The sequence below is a fragment of the Streptomyces sp. NPDC046308 genome (assembly GCF_055588065.1).
Genome location: NZ_JBVJFB010000002.1, coordinates 569,811 through 589,485, shown reverse-complemented (window position 1 = coordinate 589,485; position 19,675 = coordinate 569,811). Strand labels below are relative to the sequence as shown.

17 protein-coding genes and 2 tRNA genes are annotated in these 19,675 nt (G+C 71.0%); 16 read left to right on the top strand and 3 right to left on the bottom strand.

The window, feature by feature from the left end; all coding sequences use genetic code 11:
* Window positions 1–48 precede the first annotated feature (48 nt).
* Both ACZ6JT_RS10150 and ACZ6JT_RS10145 read right to left on the bottom strand, forming a co-directional pair.
* A complete protein-coding gene (locus tag ACZ6JT_RS10150) occupies window positions 49–1,221 on the bottom strand; it encodes a glycosyltransferase (RefSeq protein ID WP_469209006.1) in 1,173 nt (390 codons plus the stop codon).
* Entirely contained in the window at window positions 1,218–4,106 is a 2,889-nt protein-coding gene (locus tag ACZ6JT_RS10145; RefSeq protein ID WP_469209005.1) for a bifunctional glycosyltransferase/CDP-glycerol:glycerophosphate glycerophosphotransferase, read from the bottom strand. Before ACZ6JT_RS10145 ends, ACZ6JT_RS10150 begins: the two co-directional genes overlap by 4 nt.
* 188 nt (window positions 4,107–4,294) lie before the next feature.
* Here ACZ6JT_RS10145 and ACZ6JT_RS10140 point away from each other — a divergent pair, with 188 nt between their 5' ends.
* The 7 genes from ACZ6JT_RS10140 (at window position 4,295) to ACZ6JT_RS10110 (ending at window position 10,793) form a co-directional block, all read left to right on the top strand.
* Window positions 4,295–5,290, top strand: a complete 996-nt coding sequence (locus ACZ6JT_RS10140) for a glycosyltransferase family 2 protein (RefSeq protein WP_469209004.1) — start codon at window positions 4,295–4,297, stop codon at window positions 5,288–5,290.
* Window positions 5,287–5,715: a GtrA family protein gene (locus tag ACZ6JT_RS10135; RefSeq protein ID WP_469209003.1), complete on the top strand. Its 429-nt coding sequence runs from the start codon at window positions 5,287–5,289 to the stop codon at window positions 5,713–5,715. Before ACZ6JT_RS10140 ends, ACZ6JT_RS10135 begins: the two co-directional genes overlap by 4 nt.
* A gap of 76 nt (window positions 5,716–5,791) precedes the next feature.
* Complete coding sequence (gene proB / locus ACZ6JT_RS10130) at window positions 5,792–6,919, top strand: glutamate 5-kinase (protein ID WP_469209002.1); 1,128 nt, start codon at window positions 5,792–5,794, stop codon at window positions 6,917–6,919.
* 34 nt (window positions 6,920–6,953) lie between these two features.
* Entirely contained in the window at window positions 6,954–7,421 is a 468-nt protein-coding gene (locus tag ACZ6JT_RS10125; RefSeq protein WP_319720729.1) for a hypothetical protein, read from the top strand.
* 236 nt (window positions 7,422–7,657) lie between these two features.
* Window positions 7,658–8,941: a glutamate-5-semialdehyde dehydrogenase gene (locus tag ACZ6JT_RS10120; protein WP_469209001.1), complete on the top strand. Its 1,284-nt coding sequence runs from the start codon at window positions 7,658–7,660 to the stop codon at window positions 8,939–8,941.
* Window positions 8,942–9,018: 77 nt separating this feature from the next.
* A complete protein-coding gene (locus ACZ6JT_RS10115; protein ID WP_469209000.1) occupies window positions 9,019–9,579 on the top strand; it encodes an SCO2584 family spore wall biosynthesis protein in 561 nt (186 codons plus the stop codon).
* A 68-nt stretch (window positions 9,580–9,647) separates the two neighbouring features.
* Entirely contained in the window at window positions 9,648–10,793 is a 1,146-nt protein-coding gene (locus tag ACZ6JT_RS10110; RefSeq protein ID WP_469208999.1) for an SCO2583 family membrane protein, read from the top strand.
* Here the strand turns inward: ACZ6JT_RS10110 and ACZ6JT_RS10105 are convergent.
* Complete coding sequence (locus ACZ6JT_RS10105; RefSeq protein ID WP_469208998.1) at window positions 10,777–11,859, bottom strand: M48 family metallopeptidase; 1,083 nt, start codon at window positions 11,857–11,859, stop codon at window positions 10,777–10,779. The two genes, ACZ6JT_RS10110 and ACZ6JT_RS10105, sit on opposite strands and share 17 nt — an antisense overlap.
* A gap of 140 nt (window positions 11,860–11,999) precedes the next feature.
* On the opposite strand from ACZ6JT_RS10105, the gene ACZ6JT_RS10100 reads away from it, so the two are divergent.
* The 9 genes from ACZ6JT_RS10100 (at window position 12,000) to leuS (ending at window position 19,672) form a co-directional block, all read left to right on the top strand.
* Complete coding sequence (locus ACZ6JT_RS10100) at window positions 12,000–12,167, top strand: hypothetical protein (protein ID WP_327413986.1); 168 nt, start codon at window positions 12,000–12,002, stop codon at window positions 12,165–12,167.
* 36 nt (window positions 12,168–12,203) lie between these two features.
* A complete protein-coding gene (gene nadD / locus ACZ6JT_RS10095; RefSeq protein ID WP_030649893.1) occupies window positions 12,204–12,821 on the top strand; it encodes a nicotinate-nucleotide adenylyltransferase in 618 nt (205 codons plus the stop codon).
* 24 nt (window positions 12,822–12,845) lie between these two features.
* The gene (locus ACZ6JT_RS10090) at window positions 12,846–14,552 is read left to right on the top strand and encodes an LCP family protein (RefSeq protein ID WP_469208997.1); all 1,707 of its coding nucleotides are present in this window, start codon (window positions 12,846–12,848) and stop codon (window positions 14,550–14,552) included.
* A 117-nt stretch (window positions 14,553–14,669) separates the two neighbouring features.
* Window positions 14,670–15,116: a ribosome silencing factor gene (gene rsfS, locus ACZ6JT_RS10085; protein WP_030008628.1), complete on the top strand. Its 447-nt coding sequence runs from the start codon at window positions 14,670–14,672 to the stop codon at window positions 15,114–15,116.
* A complete protein-coding gene (locus tag ACZ6JT_RS10080; RefSeq protein WP_469209616.1) occupies window positions 15,113–15,769 on the top strand; it encodes a histidine phosphatase family protein in 657 nt (218 codons plus the stop codon). The genes rsfS and ACZ6JT_RS10080 overlap by 4 nt, the downstream gene beginning before the upstream one ends.
* A 133-nt stretch (window positions 15,770–15,902) precedes the next feature.
* A tRNA-Ala gene (locus tag ACZ6JT_RS10075) sits at window positions 15,903–15,975 on the top strand.
* Between the two features lie 143 nt (window positions 15,976–16,118).
* Window positions 16,119–16,352 (top strand): hypothetical protein, encoded by a 234-nt coding sequence (locus ACZ6JT_RS10070; protein ID WP_008738908.1) that lies wholly within the window; start codon window positions 16,119–16,121, stop codon window positions 16,350–16,352.
* Between the two features lie 131 nt (window positions 16,353–16,483).
* Window positions 16,484–16,556: transfer RNA gene (locus tag ACZ6JT_RS10065), tRNA-Ala, on the top strand.
* 245 nt (window positions 16,557–16,801) lie between these two features.
* Entirely contained in the window at window positions 16,802–19,672 is a 2,871-nt protein-coding gene (gene leuS, locus ACZ6JT_RS10060) for a leucine--tRNA ligase (RefSeq protein WP_469208996.1), read from the top strand.
* Window positions 19,673–19,675 lie beyond the last annotated feature (3 nt).

The following is a 19,675-nucleotide window of genomic DNA, read 5'->3' as shown; positions in this document are numbered from 1 at the left end:
CGGGTACGTCCGGGGCGGGCGGCCGTATGTGGTGCGCGGTGTGCGCGTTCAGCGCTCCAGGAAGGAGAACAGCTTCTCCCACCGGTCGGTGATGTCGGCGCTGGAGTACCGCCTCACCGCGTGGAAGGCGTTGTCCCCGAGCCGGTCGCGCAGCTCGCGGTCGGACATCAGCTCGCGCAGGTGCCCGGCCAGCTCCATCGTGTTGCCCAGCCGGGCCAGCAGCCCGTCCTCGCCGTGCTCGACGATCTCCCGCACGCCCGGCGCGCAGTCGAAGGCGACCGGCGCGACACCCGCCGCCATCGCCTCCAGCAGCGTGATCGGGAAGCCCTCGGCCCGCGAGGCCTGCGCGAAGACCGAGGCCCCGCGCAAGGCGCCCAGCACGTCGCCGGTGCTGCCCATCCACTGCACGGAGTCGTCCAGCCCGAGCGAGGTGCAGTGCGCCCGCAGCGCCTCCTCCTCCGCGCCCGCCCCGTAGATCCGCAGGACCCAGTCGGGGTGGTGCGGCGCGGCGTCCGCCCACGCGTCGAGCAGCAGGTCGACGCCCTTCTCGAAGGCGAGGCGGCCCACGCACGCCACGACCTTCTCGGTGCGCGGGGCAGGGGTTTCGGGCATGAAGGGCAGCGGGTTCGGCATGCTGGCGACGTTCTCCATGCCCGCCCGGATCCACAGGTCCGCGTCCTCGGCGGTCAGCACCAGCAGCCGGTCGACCTCGGAGTAGTAGCGGCGGACCCGCTCGCCGCGCGTGGACTTGTGGCTGGCCTCGAAGGACTCGTGGCTCATGCCGATGACGCTGAGCCCCTTGGTGTCGGCGAGCGCCACCCACTCCATCGCCCAGACCTGCGTGACGATGACCACACCGCCCGGACGGGCCGTGCGCAGCAGCTCGCTCAGCTGCTCCGCCTTGACCCGCATCTTCGCCCGCCGCGCCGCCTGGCGGCGCCGCTCCGGGGCGTTCAGCCGGCCCTTGATGCCGCGCAGCCGGCGGGCCGACGGCGGGTGGGCGTCGTAGAGCGTGGTCATCGCGTACGGCAGGTCCTGCGGCAGCTTCTGCCGGATCTCCTCGGCGACCGGGGCGATGCCGACGATGTGCACCCGGTGGCCGCGCTCCGTGAACTGCCGGGCCATCTGGTGCGACCAGGTGGTCACGCCGCCGAGCTCGTCGACGTTGTTGGAGACGATGAAGATGTCACGGCCGCCCGGGGTGGTGGTCTCCTGGCTCACTTGCCGCTCCTGGTGAAGAACTTCTCGACGATCTGGCGGGCCGCGTCCCCGCGGTCGTACTCGCCGAACTCGGCGAGGAAGCGCTGGCGCGCCTGGGCGTACTTGACGTCCGCCTCCTCGAAGGCGGCGACCGCCTGCAGGAGTTCGTCCGCGGTCGCCACCACCGGGCCCGGGGCCTTCTCCTTCAGGTCGAAGTACGTGCCGCGGATGTCGGTGGCGTACTTCTCGTAGTCGTACGCGAAGAACAGCATCGGCCGGTCCAGGACCGCGTAGTCGAACATCACGGACGAGTAGTCGGTGATCAGTCCGTCGGCGAGGGCCAGCAGCGGGGTGATGTCGTGGTGCCGGGACACGTCGATGACGCGGCCGGCGACCGACGGCGGCAGCGAGACGCTGTTGAGGTAGTGCGTGCGCACCAGCAGCGTGAAGCGGTCACCGAGCCGGTCCGCGAACTCCTCCACGTCGAAGGGGAAGGTGAAGCCCTCCACCGCGCCGTCCGCGCCCGCCCGGAAGGTCGGCGCGTACAGCAGCACCTTCTTGTCCGGGTCGATGCCGAGCTCGGTCGCCAGGGGGCCGCGGACCCGCTCACCGCTGTCGGCCTCGGTCCGGTACGCCTCGACGAGGGCGTCGTTGCGCGGGTAGCCCGTGCGCAGCAGCACCTCGTCGCGCAGCCGGAAGCCCTTGGCGAGGGTGCGGGTGTCGTGCTCCGAGCGGATCAGGAAGTGGTCGAAGCGGTCGACGGCCTCCTGGAAGCGCTTCTGGCCGGCCCTGCCCTGCGCCTTGGTCCGGGGCTCGTGGAAGCCCATGCGCTTGAGCGCGGAGCCGTGCCAGGTCTGGATGTACGTGGTGCCCGGGCGCTTGGCCAGCGCCAGCGGGAAGCCCTGGTTGTCGACCCAGAACTCGGCCTGGGCGAGGGCCCGCAGGTAGGGCCAGCTCCACCGCCGCACCAGGGTGGCCTCCTTGGGGAAGCCGGTGGGCTTGCCGCCCGCGTACGACCAGATCGCCTCGAACGGCACGCCCTGGCGCACCATCTCCTCGTAGATCGCCTTGGGGCTGTCGCTGTACTGCTTGCCCATGTGGCTCTCGAAGACGACCGTGCCCTTCTTGATCGGCAGCTTCGAGAAGACCTCGTGGTAGAGCTTCACCTTCTGCTCGCCGGAGCCCATGTTCCGGCGGGCCCGCAGTGCCTTGCGCAGGCCCCGCTTGACCACGCCGGCCGCCTTGCCCTGTATGGCGTTGTTGATCAGCGACTGGGTGCGTACGGCGGCGGCGCCCTCGGCGGTCAGGACGTAGCTGAGGTTGCCCTTCTTGGTCATCTCCGGGCCGAAGCGGTCGGAGACCAGCCGGGTCAGGCGCGGCCGCACGCGCAGCCGGGCCGCCGAGTCCAGGTCCACGCCGCCCACCGAGACGCGGGTGGTCAGCCGCTCGCCCCCGGCGGTCAGCTTCAGGCGGACGTCCCAGACGGCGTCGATGATGCCGAGGGGGCGGACCGTTCCGGCGACGTCGGCGGTGGCGGTCCACTCGATCGTGTCACCGGCGTGGCGCACGCTTGCCGCCGGGAAGCCGAAGGAGCGCACGCCGACCTGCCGGCGGGCCCGGAACTCGAGCGTGGCCTTCAGCTCCGCGTCGGCCGGGATCCGGCCCAGCGGGTTCACGAGGGAGCCCGACATGGTGACGATGCCGCGCCCGTCGTCCGCGTAGGAGGTGAGGCGGTTGCCGAGCGTGAGGGAGGTGAGCGGGGTGGTGTGGAAGCCCTGCTCGGTGACGTCCAGTATCCGGCGGGCCTCGGCGGCCTCGACGGGGTCGGGACTGTCGATGTGCCGCCCGCACCAGTAGACGCGGCCGTCGCGCTCGGCGAGGGGGGAGGTGAGCCGGCCCTTGTTGGTCATGGCGTCGGCCGCCGGGAGCAGGTTGTCCCAGTCCTCCTTGCCGAGCAGGTAGGCGCAGATCGCCTGGAGGTGGGTGACGTTCTCGTAGGCGGCCGGGTCGATCCCCGCGAGGTAGCCGTTGGCCAGCCGGGCGAACTCCTGGCGGTACTCGTCGCTCAGCAGGCGCAGGTCACGCAGGTGCAGCACCAGGTCGTGCTTGACGAACTTGGCGTCCTTCGCGGACTTGATGTCCGCGTGGCCCTTCGCCGCCAGCAGGTCGTCGACGCGGCGGTGGATCTCCATCCGGTGGACGAAGTTCTCGATCTCGTGGCGCCGGTTGCTGATCGACAGGGCGGCGGCCTTCTCGACCACGTTCCAGAAGTAGACGTGGTTGGGGATCAGCGTGATGCGGGAGGCCGCGACGTAGGCCTGCGCCGAGAACAGCAGGTCTTCGTAGTGGATGCCGACCGGGAACTCCAGGCCCTGCTCCAGCAGGAACGCGCGCCGGTAGCACTTGTTCGTGGAGAGGGTGTCGTAGACCAGCAGGTCGGGGAACTCGGTGATCGATTCCAGCGTGCGCGTGCGCGAGTAGATCCAGGGGTACCACTCGGTGGTCTTGCCCCACCGGTTGTCGAGGTGCACGCGTACGCACATGCCCGAGACCAGGTCGGAGCCGGTCCGCTCGGCGGCCTGCAGCATGTTCCGGCAGGCGTTGCGCTCCAGCACGTCGTCACTGTCGAGGAACATCACGTACGTTCCGGTGGCCTGCAGGATGCCGTGGTTGCGCGGCGCGCCGCAGCCACCGCTGTTCTCCGGCAGCCGGAAAGCGCGCACTCTCCCCGGATGCGCGGCCTCCAGTTCCTGGGCGACCGCGTAGGAACGGTCCTTGCTGCAGTCGTCGACGATCACGACTTCGACCCCGTGCAGGGTCTGGTCCAGAACGGACTGGACTGCTGTCGACAGACGCTCTGCGTCGTTGTAGACGATGACGACCACGGAGACGTCGGGCACGTGCACCTCGATCCCTTCGTTTCGTTGCGTTTCGTTCAGCTCATTCCGCTTATCTCGTCAAAGCTACCGTGTACCGCTCTCGGCTCAGGCAGGCCGACCGACGCTCCACCCTCGCCGTGCATACTTCTAAGGAAGAGGTGAGAGGCCGGTCCGGTCGCCGACAATCACCCGTTCGGACCCAGCAGGAAGTGTTCATGACGAAGCTGTCCGTAGTTGTCCCTTGCTACAACGAAGAGGCCGTCATCGACAGCTTCGACACGGAGGTCCGCAGGGTCCTGGACGCCCTCCCCGTCGAGTACGAGATCTGCTACGTCGACGACGGCAGCCGCGACGGCACCCTCGGGAAACTGCGCAAGATCGCCGCGGACCACGGCGACCAGACGCGCTACGTCTCCTTCAGCCGCAACTTCGGCAAGGAGGCCGGCATGCTCGCCGGTCTGCGCGAGGCCACCGGCGACGCCGTCGTGATCATGGACGCCGACCTCCAGCACCCGCCGGAGCTCATCGAGCGCATGCTGGAGCTCTACCGGCAGGGCCACGACCAGATCATCGCCCGCCGCACCCGCGAGGGCGACAAGAAGCTCCGCACCGCCCTCAGCCGCCTCTACTACCGGGGCGTCAACCGCTGGGTCGACGTCGAGCTCACCGACGGCGTCGGAGACTTCCGCATGCTGTCGCGCCCGGCCGTGGACGCCCTGCTCTCGCTGCCGGAGTACAACCGCTTCTCCAAGGGCCTCTTCTCCTGGATCGGCTTCGACACCGTCCACTTCGACTACCGCAACGCGCAGCGCGAGGCCGGCGAGACGAAGTGGAAGTTCGGCTCCCTGCTGAACTACGGCATGGACGGCCTGATCTCCTTCAACAACCGGCCGCTGCGCATCGGCATCTGGTTCGGCGTGTCGCTGGTCGCCCTGACCGGCCTGTACGCGCTCTGGATCACCATCACGGCGATCACCAACGGCGTCGAGTCCCCGGGCTACGTCACCCTCGTGGCCATCATCACGGGCCTGGGCGGCGTCCAGCTGATCATGCTCGGCCTCATCGGCGAGTACATCGGCCGCATCTACTACGAGACCAAGCGCCGGCCGCACTTCCTGGTGAAGGAGTCCCACGGCGCCGAGCAGCCCCCGCGCGACGGCCGGACCAAGCCGGCGACGGAGCCCGCCGTCGTGGAGCGCAGCGCACGATGAGCCGCAGGGACCAGCTCGGCCAGATCTTCCGCTTCGCCCTCGTCGGCGGGGTCAACACCGGCACCTTCTTCGGCATCTACCTCCTGCTGCACCCGTGGATGCCGTACTTCGCCGCCTACTCCCTCGCCTTCGTCCTGGCGATGGTCGGCTCGTTCTTCATGAACACCTACTTCACCTACCGGACCCGGCCGACCTGGAAGAAGTTCTTCCTCTTCCCGCTGACAAACGTGACCAACTACGTCATCCAGTCGGCCGGCCTCTACGCCCTGGTGACCTGGGCCGGTATGGACACCCGGATCGCCCCGCTGGTCGCGGCGATCGTGGCCATCCCCTTCACCTTCCTCCTCTCCCGCAAGATCCTCGTCCCGGGCGCGGCGCGGACCCCCGAGCCGGAGCACGCGCACGACGGCCCGTCCAGGGTCTGAAACCCCCGAGCAGCCCCTCGCGCCCACCCCGTAGATTGAGGTGGCAGGCATTTCGGCAAGGGGCAAGGGGACAGACGTGTCAGCGGCTAGGCAAGGTGTCGTGGACGCCCGCAGGATCGTGGTCAAGGTCGGCTCCTCCTCCCTGACCACCGCGGCGGGCGGACTCGACGCCGACCGGGTGGACGCCCTCGTCGACGTCCTGGCCAAGGCCCGCAGCGGCGGCGAGAAGGAGATCGTCCTCGTCTCCAGCGGAGCCATCGCCGCCGGACTCTCCCCGCTCGGCCTGCGCCGGCGCCCCAAGGACCTGGCCCGCCAGCAGGCCGCCGCCAGCGTCGGCCAGGGCCTGCTCGTCGCCCGCTACACCGCCTCCTTCGCCCGCTACGGCCTCCGCGTCGGCCAGGTGCTGCTCACCACCGACGACACCAGCCGCCGCGCGCACTACCGCAACGCGTACCGCACCCTCGACCAGCTCCTCGCCATGGGCGCCCTCCCGGTCGTCAACGAGAACGACACCGTCGCCACGGACGAGATCCGCTTCGGCGACAACGACCGGCTGGCCGCCCTCGTCGCCCACCTCGTCCGCGCCGACCTCCTGGTCCTCCTGTCCGACGTGGACGGCCTCTACGACGGCGACCCGTCCCAGCCCGGCGCCACCCGCATCGACGAGGTCCGCGGCCCCGAGGACATCGCGCACGTCTCGATCGGCAGCGCCGGCAAGGCGGGCGTGGGCACCGGCGGCATGGTCACCAAGGTCGAGGCGGCCCGGATCGCGGCCGCCGCCGGGATCCCCGTCGTGCTGACCTCCGCCAGCCAGGCCGCCGACGCCCTCGCCGGGCGGGGGACCGGGACGTTCTTCCACGCCACCGGGCGCCGCTCCGCCGACCGGCTGCTCTGGCTCCAGCACGCGTCGACCCCGCAGGGCCACCTGGTCCTCGACGACGGCGCGGTACGCGCCGTGACCGAACGCGGCAGCTCCCTCCTCCCGGCCGGCATCGCCGCGGTCGAGGGCGACTTCGTCGCCGGGGACCCCGTGGAACTGCGCGCCGCCGACGGCCGCGCGGTGGCGAGGGGCCTCGTCAACTTCGACGCCAAGGAGCTCCCGCAGCTCCTCGGCCGCTCCACTCGCGAGCTCGCGCGGGAACTCGGACCCGCGTACGAGCGGGAGGTCGTCCACCGGGACGATCTGGTCCTGCTGCAGGGCTGAGGTTCGGCAAAAGCGCAGCGCGGCGGGCCGGGGACTGGTCAACTGTGAGGGGCGGGCGGACACGCGCAGCGGAGACAGGAGGCGGCTGGTGAGACGAGCGCTGACCAGCGTCGGTCCGGGGGACGGTGACGGCGGCGGTGGCGGGGAGGAGCAGGACCACGCCTCGCGCCTGTGGCACGTGACCCTGAGCGTCTCCGGCAGGCCGGCCCCACTGTCCGAGGTCCGGCGCGGACTGGAGCAACTGGCCCACGACCACCCCTTCCTGCTCACCAGCCGGTACGCCGACGACCACGCGGAGATCCGCTACTGGGAAGAGGCCCGCGACCTCCACGACGCGGCGGCCGTCGCCCTGCGGCTGTGGGGCGAACACCGCTCCTCGGCGCAGCTTCCGCCCTGGGAGATCGTCGGCCTGGAGGTCATCGACCGCGCCACCTACCACCAACGAGTGGCCGAAGGCTACGGCCCGCCCCCGGCCCACCCGGTGGGAGTCCACCCCTACTGAAGCGCCCCCACCCGGCGCGTTCCCTGGGCCCGGGCCGCATTTCAGCCCCGCCGGCGTTTGAGGCGCGGGGTGCGGGGCGGAGCCCCGTTCCTGTGCCCGCACACGGCAACGGACCGGTACCGACCCACCGGGGCCCGGGGCGGAGCCCCGGCCCCACCCCGCCGACCCGGCCGGAGGCCGTCTCGCGGGGTGGAACCCCATCGGCCGGGCACCGGCGGGGGATTACCCTGGGCGGCATGACCTCGCTCGATGCCGCCACCGCCACCTCGCCCGTCATCGCCACCGCGCAGGCGGCCCGCACCGCCGCCGCCACCATCGCGCCACTGCCGCGGTCCGCCAAGGACACGGCCCTGCTGGCCATCGCGGACGCGCTGGAGGCCCGTACGGCCGAGATCATCACCGCCAACGCCGTGGACACGGACAAGGCCCGCGCCGCCGGCACCAGCGAGACCGTCATCGACCGCCTCACGCTGACCGCGGAGCGCGTCGCCGCCATCGCCTCCGACGTGCGTGACGTCGCCGCCCTCCCCGACCCCGTCGGTGAGGTCGTCCGCGGCGGCACCCTCCCCAACGGCATCGACCTCCGGCAGATCCGCGTCCCGCTCGGCGTCGTCGGGATCATCTACGAGGCCCGCCCCAACGTCACCGTCGACGCCGCCGCGCTCTGCCTCAAGTCCGGCAACGCGGTCCTCCTGCGCGGCAGCTCCTCCGCCTACGCGTCCAACACCGCGCTCGTCGCCATCCTGCGGGACGCCATCACGGGGGCCGGCCTGCCCGCCGACGCGATCCAGCTCGTCCCCGGCGAGTCCCGCGACTCCGTCCGCGAGCTGATGCGCGCCCGCGGCCTCGTCGACGTGCTCATCCCGCGCGGCGGCGCCTCCCTCATCAAGACCGTGGTCGAGGAGTCCACCGTGCCGGTCATCGAGACCGGTACCGGCAACTGCCACGTCTACGTCGACGCCCAGGCCGACCTGGACACGGCCGTGGACATCCTCGTCAACTCCAAGGCCAGCCGGCCCTCCGTCTGCAACTCCGCCGAGACCCTCCTCGTCCACCGCGACATCGCCGACGCCTTCCTGCCCCGCGCCCTCGACGCGCTCGCCGACGCCGGCGTCACCGTGCACGGCGACGCCCGGGTCCTGGCCGCGGCCGAGGGCGGCAAGGTCACCGCGCTGCCCGCCACCGACGAGGACTGGGCCGCCGAGTACCTCTCCTACGACATCGCCGCGGGCGTCGTGGACTCGCTCGACGAGGCCGTCGCCCACATCCGGCGCTGGACCTCCGGCCACACCGAGGCGATCGTCACCACCTCCCAGGCCGCCGCCCGCCGCTTCACCCAGCTGGTCGACTCGACCACGGTCGCCGTGAATGCATCCACCCGGTTCACGGACGGTGGTCAGTTCGGATTCGGCGCCGAGATCGGCATCTCCACCCAGAAGCTGCACGCCCGGGGCCCGATGGGCCTTCCCGAGCTCACCTCCACCAAGTACATCGTCACCGGCGACGGTCACGTTCGGTAGTCGACCCCTGGACACGGTGTGGCCGGAATTCGGCTGACACCCTGCCCAAAGGCGCCCCCCAGGTCTAGGCTGGTCCTGTGCCGGACGACGTGGGGGGCAAGCCGTTCCCGGACGACGGGACCCCCGAAGACGATGCAGACGACCGCGGAGGCGCGGATCAGGACTTCGCCTCCGTGGTGTTCGACGAGGCCTTCGTCCGGAACGCCGAGATCCATGAACCGAGTGCCGCCGAACGCCAGCGGGCGGCCGACCGGGCGCGCGCGGAGGCGGAAGCCGCCCGCGCCGTGGCCGGAGGCTGGACGGGCGACGACGACTACGACGGATACGGATACGGCCACCCCGACGGGTACGAGGTCGACGACCACGGCTGGGACGACCGCGGCCACGGCTACCCCGACGGCCCATACGGCGCCTACGGCGGCAGCCTGCGCCCGTACCGCGGCCGCGCACCCTGGCTGCGCCCCGTCGCCTGGGTACTGGCCTTCGTGATGGGCCTCGGCATGGTCGCGCTCGCCTTCAGCGCCGTCTACCGCAGTGCCGCGGGCGAGGCGGACCCGGCCCCGGCCCCCGCCAGCACCCCCCGGCGCGAAGTCACCGGCGTCGGCGCGTTTACGTACCCCTCCGTCCGCCAACCCTGAAGGTACGACCCCACTCGCGTACGTCGGAGCTGGGGGCTTCTCTGAAGCGGGGACAGCGGGGAGAAGCGATGGCCGTACCAGGAGATCCGCCCAACGGCACCCCCGAAGGCATGGGCGGGGGCGACGACGAGTTCCGGTCGGACGAGTACCGGTCGGTGGTGTTCGACGAGGACTTCGTCCGGGCTGCCCGACTCCAGGAGTACTCGGCACAGGAACGCATGGGTGAACACGCCCGGGCCGTGCGCAGCCGCTCCATCTGGTCGGGCGGCGGAGCCGGGTCCCGGACGGGCACCCCCGGCCGCGGCGCCCGCCAGGGCATGCTGCTCGTGCTGCTCATCGCCACGGCCTTCGCCACCGCCGTCTACATGGGGCTGCGCAACCCCTACGTCCCCCCGCCCCGGGGACCCGCCCAGCCACTCAGCAGCACCGTGGTCCCGCTCGCGCCGACGACCGCCGTGCCCGGCGGGCGCCCCGCCGACCTGTACGCGAAGAGCCCCGCCGCCGACTACCGCGTCGGGGCGGCCGGGATCACCCTGCCCGCCGTGCGCCGCACGGACCACTTCACCGACGTCCAGATCCTCACCGCGCTGTCCATCGCCAAGGACTACCTGGTGAACTCCTCGCTGGACCCCGACGTCCTGGCCGGAGCCGCGAACCGGCCGGTGCGCGTCCTGCTCGACCCCGACCAGCTGGCGCAGTTCGACCACAGCACGACCTCGCCCGCCGGCGACGGCCGGCACGCGGTGACCGGCTGGCTGGTCCGCTTCGACCCGGCCGTCGCCGTCGTGGCCGACCCCCGGGTCCGGGTGAGCGGGAGCCTCGCCTACGCGGAGGTCGCCCCGGAGGTGCTGGAGGTGATGACCGACCACACCTTCGTGTACGCCGTGCGGCCGGCCACCGGGGTCCCGGCCGCGGCCGACGGCGCGTCCCTCTTCACCGTCCGGCGGGAGCTGCGGCTGCGCTTCGACCGGGACGACCTGAACGCCCGGCGGCTGGAGCTGGCCGCGGCCTACGTGATGGCCGGGCCCCAGGACTGCTCCAGCGACCCGGCGGGGGGCTTCCGCCCGGTGCCGGCCGGAGCCGGCCCGACCACGGTCGGCCCGCCCGCGAGCGACCCGTACGCCACCGGCCAGCCGCGGCGCACGGCCGGGCTGTGCGGCGTACTGGCGCCCTCCGCGACCCCCGGGGAGACCCGGGTCAGCCCTGCTCCGTAGCCCCGCCCTTGGCCGCCGGCCCGGTGCCCCCGGCGGATCCGCCGCCGGCGCCGGTGAACCTGTCGCGGAGCTTGCCGCCCATGTCGGCCGCGCCGCCCGCGATGTCTCCGACCAGCTTGAACAGCGGGTCCTTGCTGGTGCGCACCGAGTCGGCATAGTGCGAGGCCGACTCCCGGAAGGAGTCGGTGACCGAGGCGTCCTTGTCCTCCTCGCGGCGCGGGTAGTGGCCGTCCATGATCCGCTGGAAGTCCCGGCTCTCCGACCACTTCTTCAGCTCGGCCGCCCGGACCGTGGTGAAGGGGTGCGTGCGCGGCAGCATGTTGAGGATCTTCAGGACGGAATCGCGCAGGTCGCCGCCCTTCTCGTACTCGTCGGCCTGCTCCAGGAAGGCGTCCACGTTCATCTCGTGGAGGTGGTTGCCGCCCGCGAGCTTCATCAGCCCCCGCATCGAGGCCGTCACGTCCTGCCCCACCAGCAGGCCGGCCCGGTCCGCCGAGAGCTCGGACTTGCGGAACCACTCGCGCAGCGCGGTCACGAGCGCCGTGACCGCGACGTTGCCCAGCGGGATCCACGCGACCTTCATCGCCAGGTTCGTCAGGAACAGCAGGATCGTGCGGTACACGGAGTGCCCCGACAGGGCGTGACCCACCTCGTGGCCCACCACCGCCCGCATCTCCTCCTCGTCGAGCAGCTCGACGAGGCTCGTGGTCACCACGATGATCGGCTCGTCCAGTCCGATGCACATGGCATTGGGCCTCGGGTCCTGCTGCACGTACATCTGCGGGACCTTCTCCAGGTCCAGGATGTAACAGGCGTCGCGCAGCATCGCGTACAGGTGGGGGAACTGCGTCTCGCCCACCCGCACCGAGTCCGACAGGAACAGCAGCCGCAGGCTCCGCTCCGGGAGCAGCCCGCTCAGGGCCTTGAACACGGTGTCGAACCCGGTCAGCTTGCGCAGCGCCACCAGCGCCGAGCGGTCCGCCGGATGCTCGTACGCCCGCGAGGAGATACCGGGGAACCTCCTGCGGTCCCGCGCCGGTGCCTTCTCGAAACCCGTCTCCGTCATAGCGCCCTCCCCTGGATGGACCTGCCTGGCCGTGCGTCTATCCTCTCCAACGCCTGAGTCGGCGTGAGCGTGCCCCAGGCCCCCGCATACGATGTGAGCGAAGTCTCCGCCCGCTCCCCGACTCGATAGGTACCTGCCTGATGAGCCTCGCCTCCACCGCCCACAACCTGGTCGTCCTCGCCTCGGAGGGGGCCGAACAGCACGGCGGCAACCACGACAGCCTGAACCCGTACCTCACCGGCGGCGGTGCCTTCGTCGTCCTGATGCTCATGCTCTGGGTCACCACGCGCCTGAACCGCGACCGCTAGGCCGACCGGTCCACCGGGCCAGTAGGCTTCGCGCTCATGGGAGAGCAGGAGATGCCTACCGGTCCGGTCAAGCGCCGGCTCGGCGTGATGGGCGGGACATTCGACCCGATCCACCACGGACACCTGGTGGCCGCCAGCGAGGTGGCCGCCCTTTTCCACCTCGACGAGGTGGTGTTCGTGCCGACCGGCGAGCCGTGGCAGAAGTCGCAGCGGGCCGTGTCGCCCGCCGAGGACCGCTACCTGATGACGGTCATCGCCACGGCCTCCAACCCCCAGTTCTCGGTGAGCCGCATCGACATCGACCGCGGCGGGCCGACGTACACGATCGACACCCTGCGGGACCTCAAGGCGCTGAACGACGACGCCGACCTGTTCTTCATCACCGGTGCCGACGCGCTCGCACAGATCCTGACCTGGCGGAACGCCGACGAGCTCTTCTCGCTCTCCCATTTCATCGGCGTCACCCGCCCGGGCCACGTGCTCACCGACGACGGGCTGCCCGAGGGCGGCGTCTCCCTCGTCGAGGTGCCCGCGCTGGCGATCTCGTCCACGGACTGCCGTGCGAGGGTGGCCCAGGGGGATCCCGTCTGGTACCTGGTGCCCGACGGTGTCGTGCGCTACATCGACAAGCGTGAGCTGTACCGGGGAGCCTGAGCTTCCGGAGAGAGGGGCCCCGCGGTGAACGACCGACAGGATCCGTACGACCCGTACGCCGCCCAGGAGCAGCAGCTCGTCGGCTACGACGCGTACGGACGGCCGGTGTACGGCCAGGTGCCCGCCCAGCCCGTCCAGCCCGCGCCGCCCCAGTACGAGCAGCAGCAGTACGGCTACGACTACCAGGACTACGGCCGGCAGCAGCCGCAGCAGCAGTACTACGGGCAGCAGCCGGCCGCCCAGGAGTACGGGCAGCAGGAGTACGGGCAGCAGGAGTACGTGCAGGCGCCCGGCTACGGGTACGACACGCAGCAGACCCAGCAGTGGATCCCGCAGCAGACGGCCCCGCAGGCCGCTCCGGAGCAGCCCGCCCCGCAGCCGGCCGCCCCCGAGACGCCGGCCCCGGCCGAGCGCCGGTCCGCCCAGGTCCCCGAGCCGCGCCGGCCCGACGGCGAGCCCGAGGCGGGCCGGGACTACCGCACCGAGATGTTCGCCTTCATCGACCAGCCGGACGAGGACTCCGAGGACGTCATCGACTGGCTCAAGTTCACCGAGAGCCGGACCGAGCGCCGTGAGGAGGCCCGCCGCCGCGGCCGCAACCGGGTGGTGGCGCTGATCGTCGTCCTCGCCGTGTTCGTCGTCGGCGGCCTCGGCTACCTCTGGTACGCGGACAAGCTGCCGTTCCTCGACGGCCCCGGCCAGGACAAGACCGGTGCGACCGCCGCAGGGGCGCAGAAGCGCGACATGATCGTCGTCCACCTGCACAACACCAAGAAGGGCGGCACTTCCTCGGCGCTGCTCGTCGACAACGTCACCACCAAGCAGGGCGCCACCGTGCTGCTGCCCAACACCCTCGCCCTCACCGGCCAGGACGGTTCCCCGACGGGCCTCGGCAAGGCGGTCGAGGAGGGCGGCATCGGCACCCGGGAAGCCCTCGACTCGGTGCTCGGCACCCACATCGGCGGCACCTGGCGGCTGGACACCCCCTTCCTCGAGAACCTGGTCGAGCTGGTCGGCGGCATCGAGGTCGACACCGACACCGCGGTCCCGGCCGACGACGCGGCCAAGGCCCCCGCCGTGGCCCAGGGCCAGAAGCAGAGCCTGAGCGGCGCCATGGCCGTCGCGTACGCCACGTACCGCGGCCAGGGCGAACCGGAGGCCAAGCAGCTGGAGCGCGTGGGCAAGGTGCTCCAGGCGGTCCTGCGCAAGGTCCCGAGCGACCCGAAGGCGGCGGCCGTGACCGTCGAGAGCATCGGCCAGATCCTCGACCCGGCGCTGAACGCGCAGACGCTCGGCGCCCTGCTGGCCCGGCTCGGCGAGCACGCCAAGGTGGGCGCGTACCGCACCGACACCCTCACCGTGAAGGCGGACGGCACGCTCACGGACGACGCCAACAAGAAGGTCGTCAAGGAGGTGCTCGGCGGATCCGCCACCGAGGCGCAGCCCGGCGCGACCCCCCGCGTCGGCCTCAAGGACGCCACCGGCGACGAGAAGGCGCAGATCGCGGCGAAGGCGGCGCTGACCAACGGCGGCTACACCTTCGTGGACGGCGGCAAGGCCGACAGGACCGCGGCCGCCTCGCAGATCACCTACCAGGACGACGCGCAGCGGGACCGGGCGATCGACGTCGCCAAGACGCTGGGGCTGCCCGAGACGGTCGTGAAGAAGGCCGAGAACGCCGTGAACGCCGAGGTCGTGGTGATCCTGGGCAAGGACTACAAGGCGTCCTGACCGGGCTCCGGCCCGGTCCCGGAAGGCTTTCGCCCGCGCGGGCCGTTCCGCGCGGGCGGTGTCGGCGGTACATGAGACCCTTGTAAGGATCTGCCCGCCAACCCGAAAGCATGGCCAGTGACCGCCACGGACCGCTCCATCGAGCTCATCACCGCCGCCGCCCAGGCCGCGGCCGACCGGCTCGCGCACGACATCATCGCGTACGACGTCAGCGACGTGCTGTCGATCACCGACGCCTTCCTGCTCGCCTCGGCGCCCAACGACCGCCAGGTCAAGTCGATCGTCGACGAGATCGAGGAGCGCCTCCTCAAGGAGCTCGGCGCCAAGCCGGTGCGCCGCGAGGGCGACCGCGACGCCCGCTGGATCCTGCTCGACTACGTCGACATCGTCGTCCACGTCCAGCACAGCGAGGAGCGGGTCTTCTACGCGCTGGAGCGCCTGTGGAAGGACTGCCCCGAGATCGAGCTCCCCGAGGACGCCAAGCTCACCATCGGCAAGGCCGAGGAGCACGCCAAGCTGCGCGAGGCGGCGGGCGACGACGAACTGGACGGTGATCTGTTCTGAGCGCGACCACCTCGGGCAAGTCCGGACGCAAGATCGTCCTCTGGCGGCACGGCCAGACCGCGTGGAACCTGGAGCGGCGCTTCCAGGGCTCCACGGACATCGAGCTGACCGAGGCGGGTGTGGCGCAGGCGCGCCGCTCCGCGCGGCTGCTCGCCTCGCTGAAGCCGGCCGCCATCGTGGCGTCCGACCTGCGGCGCGCCTCCGCCACGGCGGCCGAACTGGCCTCCGTCACGGGGCTGCCCGTGGCCCACGACGCGGCGCTGCGCGAGACGTACGCCGGCGAGTGGCAGGGCCTCACGCACGACGAGATCATCGAGAAGTACGGCGAGCAGTACGCGGCGTGGAAGCGCGGCGAACCGGTCCGCCGCGGCGGCGGTGAGCTGGAGACCGAGGTCGCCGACCGCGCCGCACCGGTGGTCCTGGCGCACGCCGATCGGCTGCCGCAGGGCGGCACCCTCGTCGTGGTCAGCCACGGCGGCACCATCCGTACGACGATCGGGCGCCTCCTGGGCCTGAACGCCTACGACTGGGAGGGCCTGGGCGGGCTCTCCAACTGTTGCTGGTCCGTCCTCGGCGAGGGCGCGCGCGGCTGGCGCCTGTTGGAGCACAACGCCGGCACCCTGCCGGAACCGGTGCTCGGCGACGACGACTGAGCTGCTCCCTGCCGCTCCTTGCCGCTTCCTGCCGGGGCTGCCGCCCGGATTTCACTTTCCGGCTGGTCACAGGCTAGAGTTCTTCTTGTTCGCAGCGCGGAACACCGGAGACGGGGGGAGCGCGGCGGAGAGCGGGGCTATAGCTCAGTTGGTAGAGCGCCTGCATGGCATGCAGGAGGTCAGGAGTTCAATTCTCCTTAGCTCCACAATCAGGATCCCGTCCCCAATAGGGGGCGGGATCCTTGTTTTTGTACCCTTTGCGTTTGCTGACCTGGCCCGCACCGGCATGGCAGAATCGGACCGCCGGAGGGGGAGACGACGGCCCGACGCGGGAGGGAGTCGCTGACGGATGGGTGCACACCGGCGCCGGTGCGACTGGTGCAACAACGGCACGCCGATCGTGCGGGACATGGACCCGGTCAACCCCGACTACCAGTACTGGTGCGAGGAATGCGCGCGGGCGCTGATCATAAAAGGCGACCCGATCGAGACGTACCGTGAGCTGGAAGGGGAGCCGATCTACGGCCGGCTGCTCGACGAGCACTGCACGCTCAAGCGCTTCTATCAGTTCGCGAGAGCGTGACAAGTTGGTTCAAATCGGACATGGCCCGCAGTCGGTGGAAACCGATTTTTGGACCAGGGCCATGACCGTGTAATGTTTGGGACGTCGCCAAGGGGAACCGGCAAGGGAAACCGAAGCGGCAAGCAGAACAAGGGGCTATAGCTCAGTTGGTAGAGCGCCTGCATGGCATGCAGGAGGTCAGGAGTTCAATTCTCCTTAGCTCCACAGTGAGGAAGCGGGCCACCCGGATCGGGTGGCCCGCTTCTCGTGGTGTGGTCGTCCGAGCGGGCGCCACGGGTGCTGCGGTACCCTGACGCCATGCGTGCCGTACGCCTTCTGCTTACCGAGCCGCGCTGATCAGCGCCGACCCACGCGAGGTCGGCATCGGCGCGGCGTCCCCTCCTGTGCGAGGGGTTTTTTCGTTTGGGCAGGCAGAGACGGCGAAGACGATCGATGGAGCTTCAGAAATCATGAGCGAGACGAACACCCCGGCCCCCGAGGCGGCCGAGGCGCACCGCTACACGGCTGCCATGGCCGCCGACATCGAGGCACGCTGGCAGGACGTATGGGACGCGCAGGGCACCTACGAGGCCCCGAACCCGACCGGTGACCTGGCCGGCGACCCCGCGGTGGTCGCGCGGCCCAAGAAGTTCATCATGGACATGTTCCCGTACCCCTCCGGTGCGGGCCTGCACGTCGGTCACCCGCTCGGCTACATCGCCACCGACGTCTTCGCCCGCCACCAGCGGATGACGGGCCACAACGTCCTGCACACCCTGGGCTTCGACGCCTTCGGCCTGCCGGCCGAGCAGTACGCCGTGCAGACCGGCACGCACCCGCGGGTCTCGACCGAGGCGAACATCGAGAACATGAAGGTCCAGCTGCGCCGACTGGGCCTGGGCCACGACAAGCGCCGGTCCTTCGCGACGATCGACCCGGACTACTACAAGTGGACCCAGTGGATCTTCCTGCAGATCTACAACTCCTGGTACGACGCCGACGCGGGCAAGGCCCGGCCGATCACCGAGCTGGTCGCCGCCTTCGAGGACGGCTCCCGCGAGGTCCCCGGGGGCCGCGCCTGGGCCGAGCTGACCGCGGGCGAGCGGGCCGACGTACTGAACGGGTACCGGCTGGCGTACTCCTCGGACGCGCCGGTGAACTGGTGCCCCGGGCTGGGCACCGTACTGGCCAACGAGGAGGTCACCGCGGACGGCCGGTCCGAGCGCGGCAACTTCCCGGTCTTCAAGTCCCGCCTGAGCCAGTGGAACATGCGGATCACCGCGTACGCCGACCGCCTGCTGGACGACCTGGACGCGCTGGACTGGCCCGAGGCCATCAAGCTGCAGCAGCGCAACTGGATCGGCCGCAGCGAGGGCGCGCGCGTCGACTTCGCGCTGGGCGACGAGGCGATCACCGTCTTCACCACCCGTCCGGACACCCTGTTCGGCGCCACCTACATGGTGCTGGCCCCCGAGCACCCGCTGGTCGAGAAGTTCGTCCCGGCCGCCTGGCCCGAGGGCACGCACCAGGTGTGGACCGGCGGTCACGCCACCCCGGCAGAGGCCGTCGCCGCGTACCGCAAGCAGGCCGCGGCCAAGTCGGACGTCGAGCGGCAGGCCGAGGCCAAGGACAAGACCGGTGTCTTCACCGGCGAGTACGCGGTCAACCCGGTCAGCGGCCAGAAGGTCCCGGTCTTCATCGCCGACTACGTGCTGATGGGCTACGGCACCGGCGCGATCATGGCGGTCCCGGCGCACGACGCCCGCGACTTCGAGTTCGCGCGCGCCTTCGAGCTGCCCGTCCGCTGCGTGGTCGAGCCGACCGACGGCCGCGACATCGACCCCGCCGAGTGGGACGACGCCTTCGTCGCGTACGACGCGAAGCTGATCAACTCCACGGGCGAGGGCATCTCGCTGGACGGCCTGGGCGTCGTCGAGGCCAAGGCCGCGATCACCGACTGGCTGACCGAGCGCGGCATCGGCGAGGGGACGGTCAACTTCCGCCTGCGCGACTGGCTGTTCAGCCGGCAGCGCTACTGGGGCGAGCCCTTCCCGATCGTCTACGACGAGGACGGCGTCGCGCACCCGCTGCCCGAGTCGATGCTGCCGCTGGAGCTGCCGGAGGTCGAGGACTACTCGCCGCGCACCTTCGAGCCGGACGACGCGACCTCGAAGCCGGAGACCCCGCTGTCGCGGAACGAAGAGTGGGTCAACGTCGAGCTGGACCTGGGCGACGGCCGCGGCGTGCGCTCCTTCCGCCGCGAGACCAACACCATGCCCAACTGGGCCGGTTCCTGCTGGTACGAGCTGCGCTACCTGGACCCGAACAACACGTCGGCCCTGGTGGACCCGGAGATCGAGCAGTACTGGATGGGCCCGCGCGAGGGCGCGCCGCACGGCGGCGTCGACCTGTACGTCGGCGGCGCCGAGCACGCGGTGCTGCACCTGCTGTACGCGCGCTTCTGGTCCAAGGTGCTGTTCGACCTGGGCCACGTGTCGTCGGCGGAGCCGTTCCACAAGCTGTTCAACCAGGGCATGATCCAGGCGTACGCCTACACCGACGAGCGCGGTGTGTACGTCCCGGCGGCCGAGGTCGAGGAGCGCGACGGCGGCTACTTCCACGAGGGCAAGCAGGTCAAGCGCGAGCACGGCAAGATGGGCAAGTCCCTGAAGAACGCCGTCACGCCCGACGAGATCTGCGAGGAGTACGGCGCGGACACCCTGCGCCTGTACGAGATGGCGATGGGCCCCCTGGACGTCTCGCGTCCGTGGGACACCCGCGCCGTGGTCGGCCAGTACCGCCTGCTGCAGCGCCTGTGGCGCAACATCGTCGACGAGGAGACCGGCCGGGTCACCGTCGTCGACGGGGAGCCCGGCGAGGACACGCTGCGCGCCCTGCACAAGGCGATCGACGGCGCCGGCGCGGACATGGCGGGGCTGCGCTTCAACACCGCCATCGCGAAGATCACCGAGCTGAACAACGCCCTGACGAAGGCGGGCCGCCCGCTGGAGCGCTCGGTCGCCGAGCGGCTGGTGCTGCTGATCGCCCCGCTGGCCCCGCACATCGCCGAGGAACTGTGGAGCCGCCTGGGCCACGCGGAATCGGTCGTCCACCAGGACTTCCCGGTCGCGGACCCGGCGTACGTCGTGGACGAGAGCGTGACGTGCGTGGTGCAGGTCAAGGGCAAGGTCAAGGCGCGGCTGGAGGTGTCGCCGACGATCTCGGAGGCGGAGCTGGAGCAGCTGGCCGTGACCGACGAGGGTGTCGTGGCGGCGCTGGGCGGTGCGGAGATCCGCAAGGTGATCGTCCGCGCGCCGAAGCTGGTGAACATCGTCATCTGACGG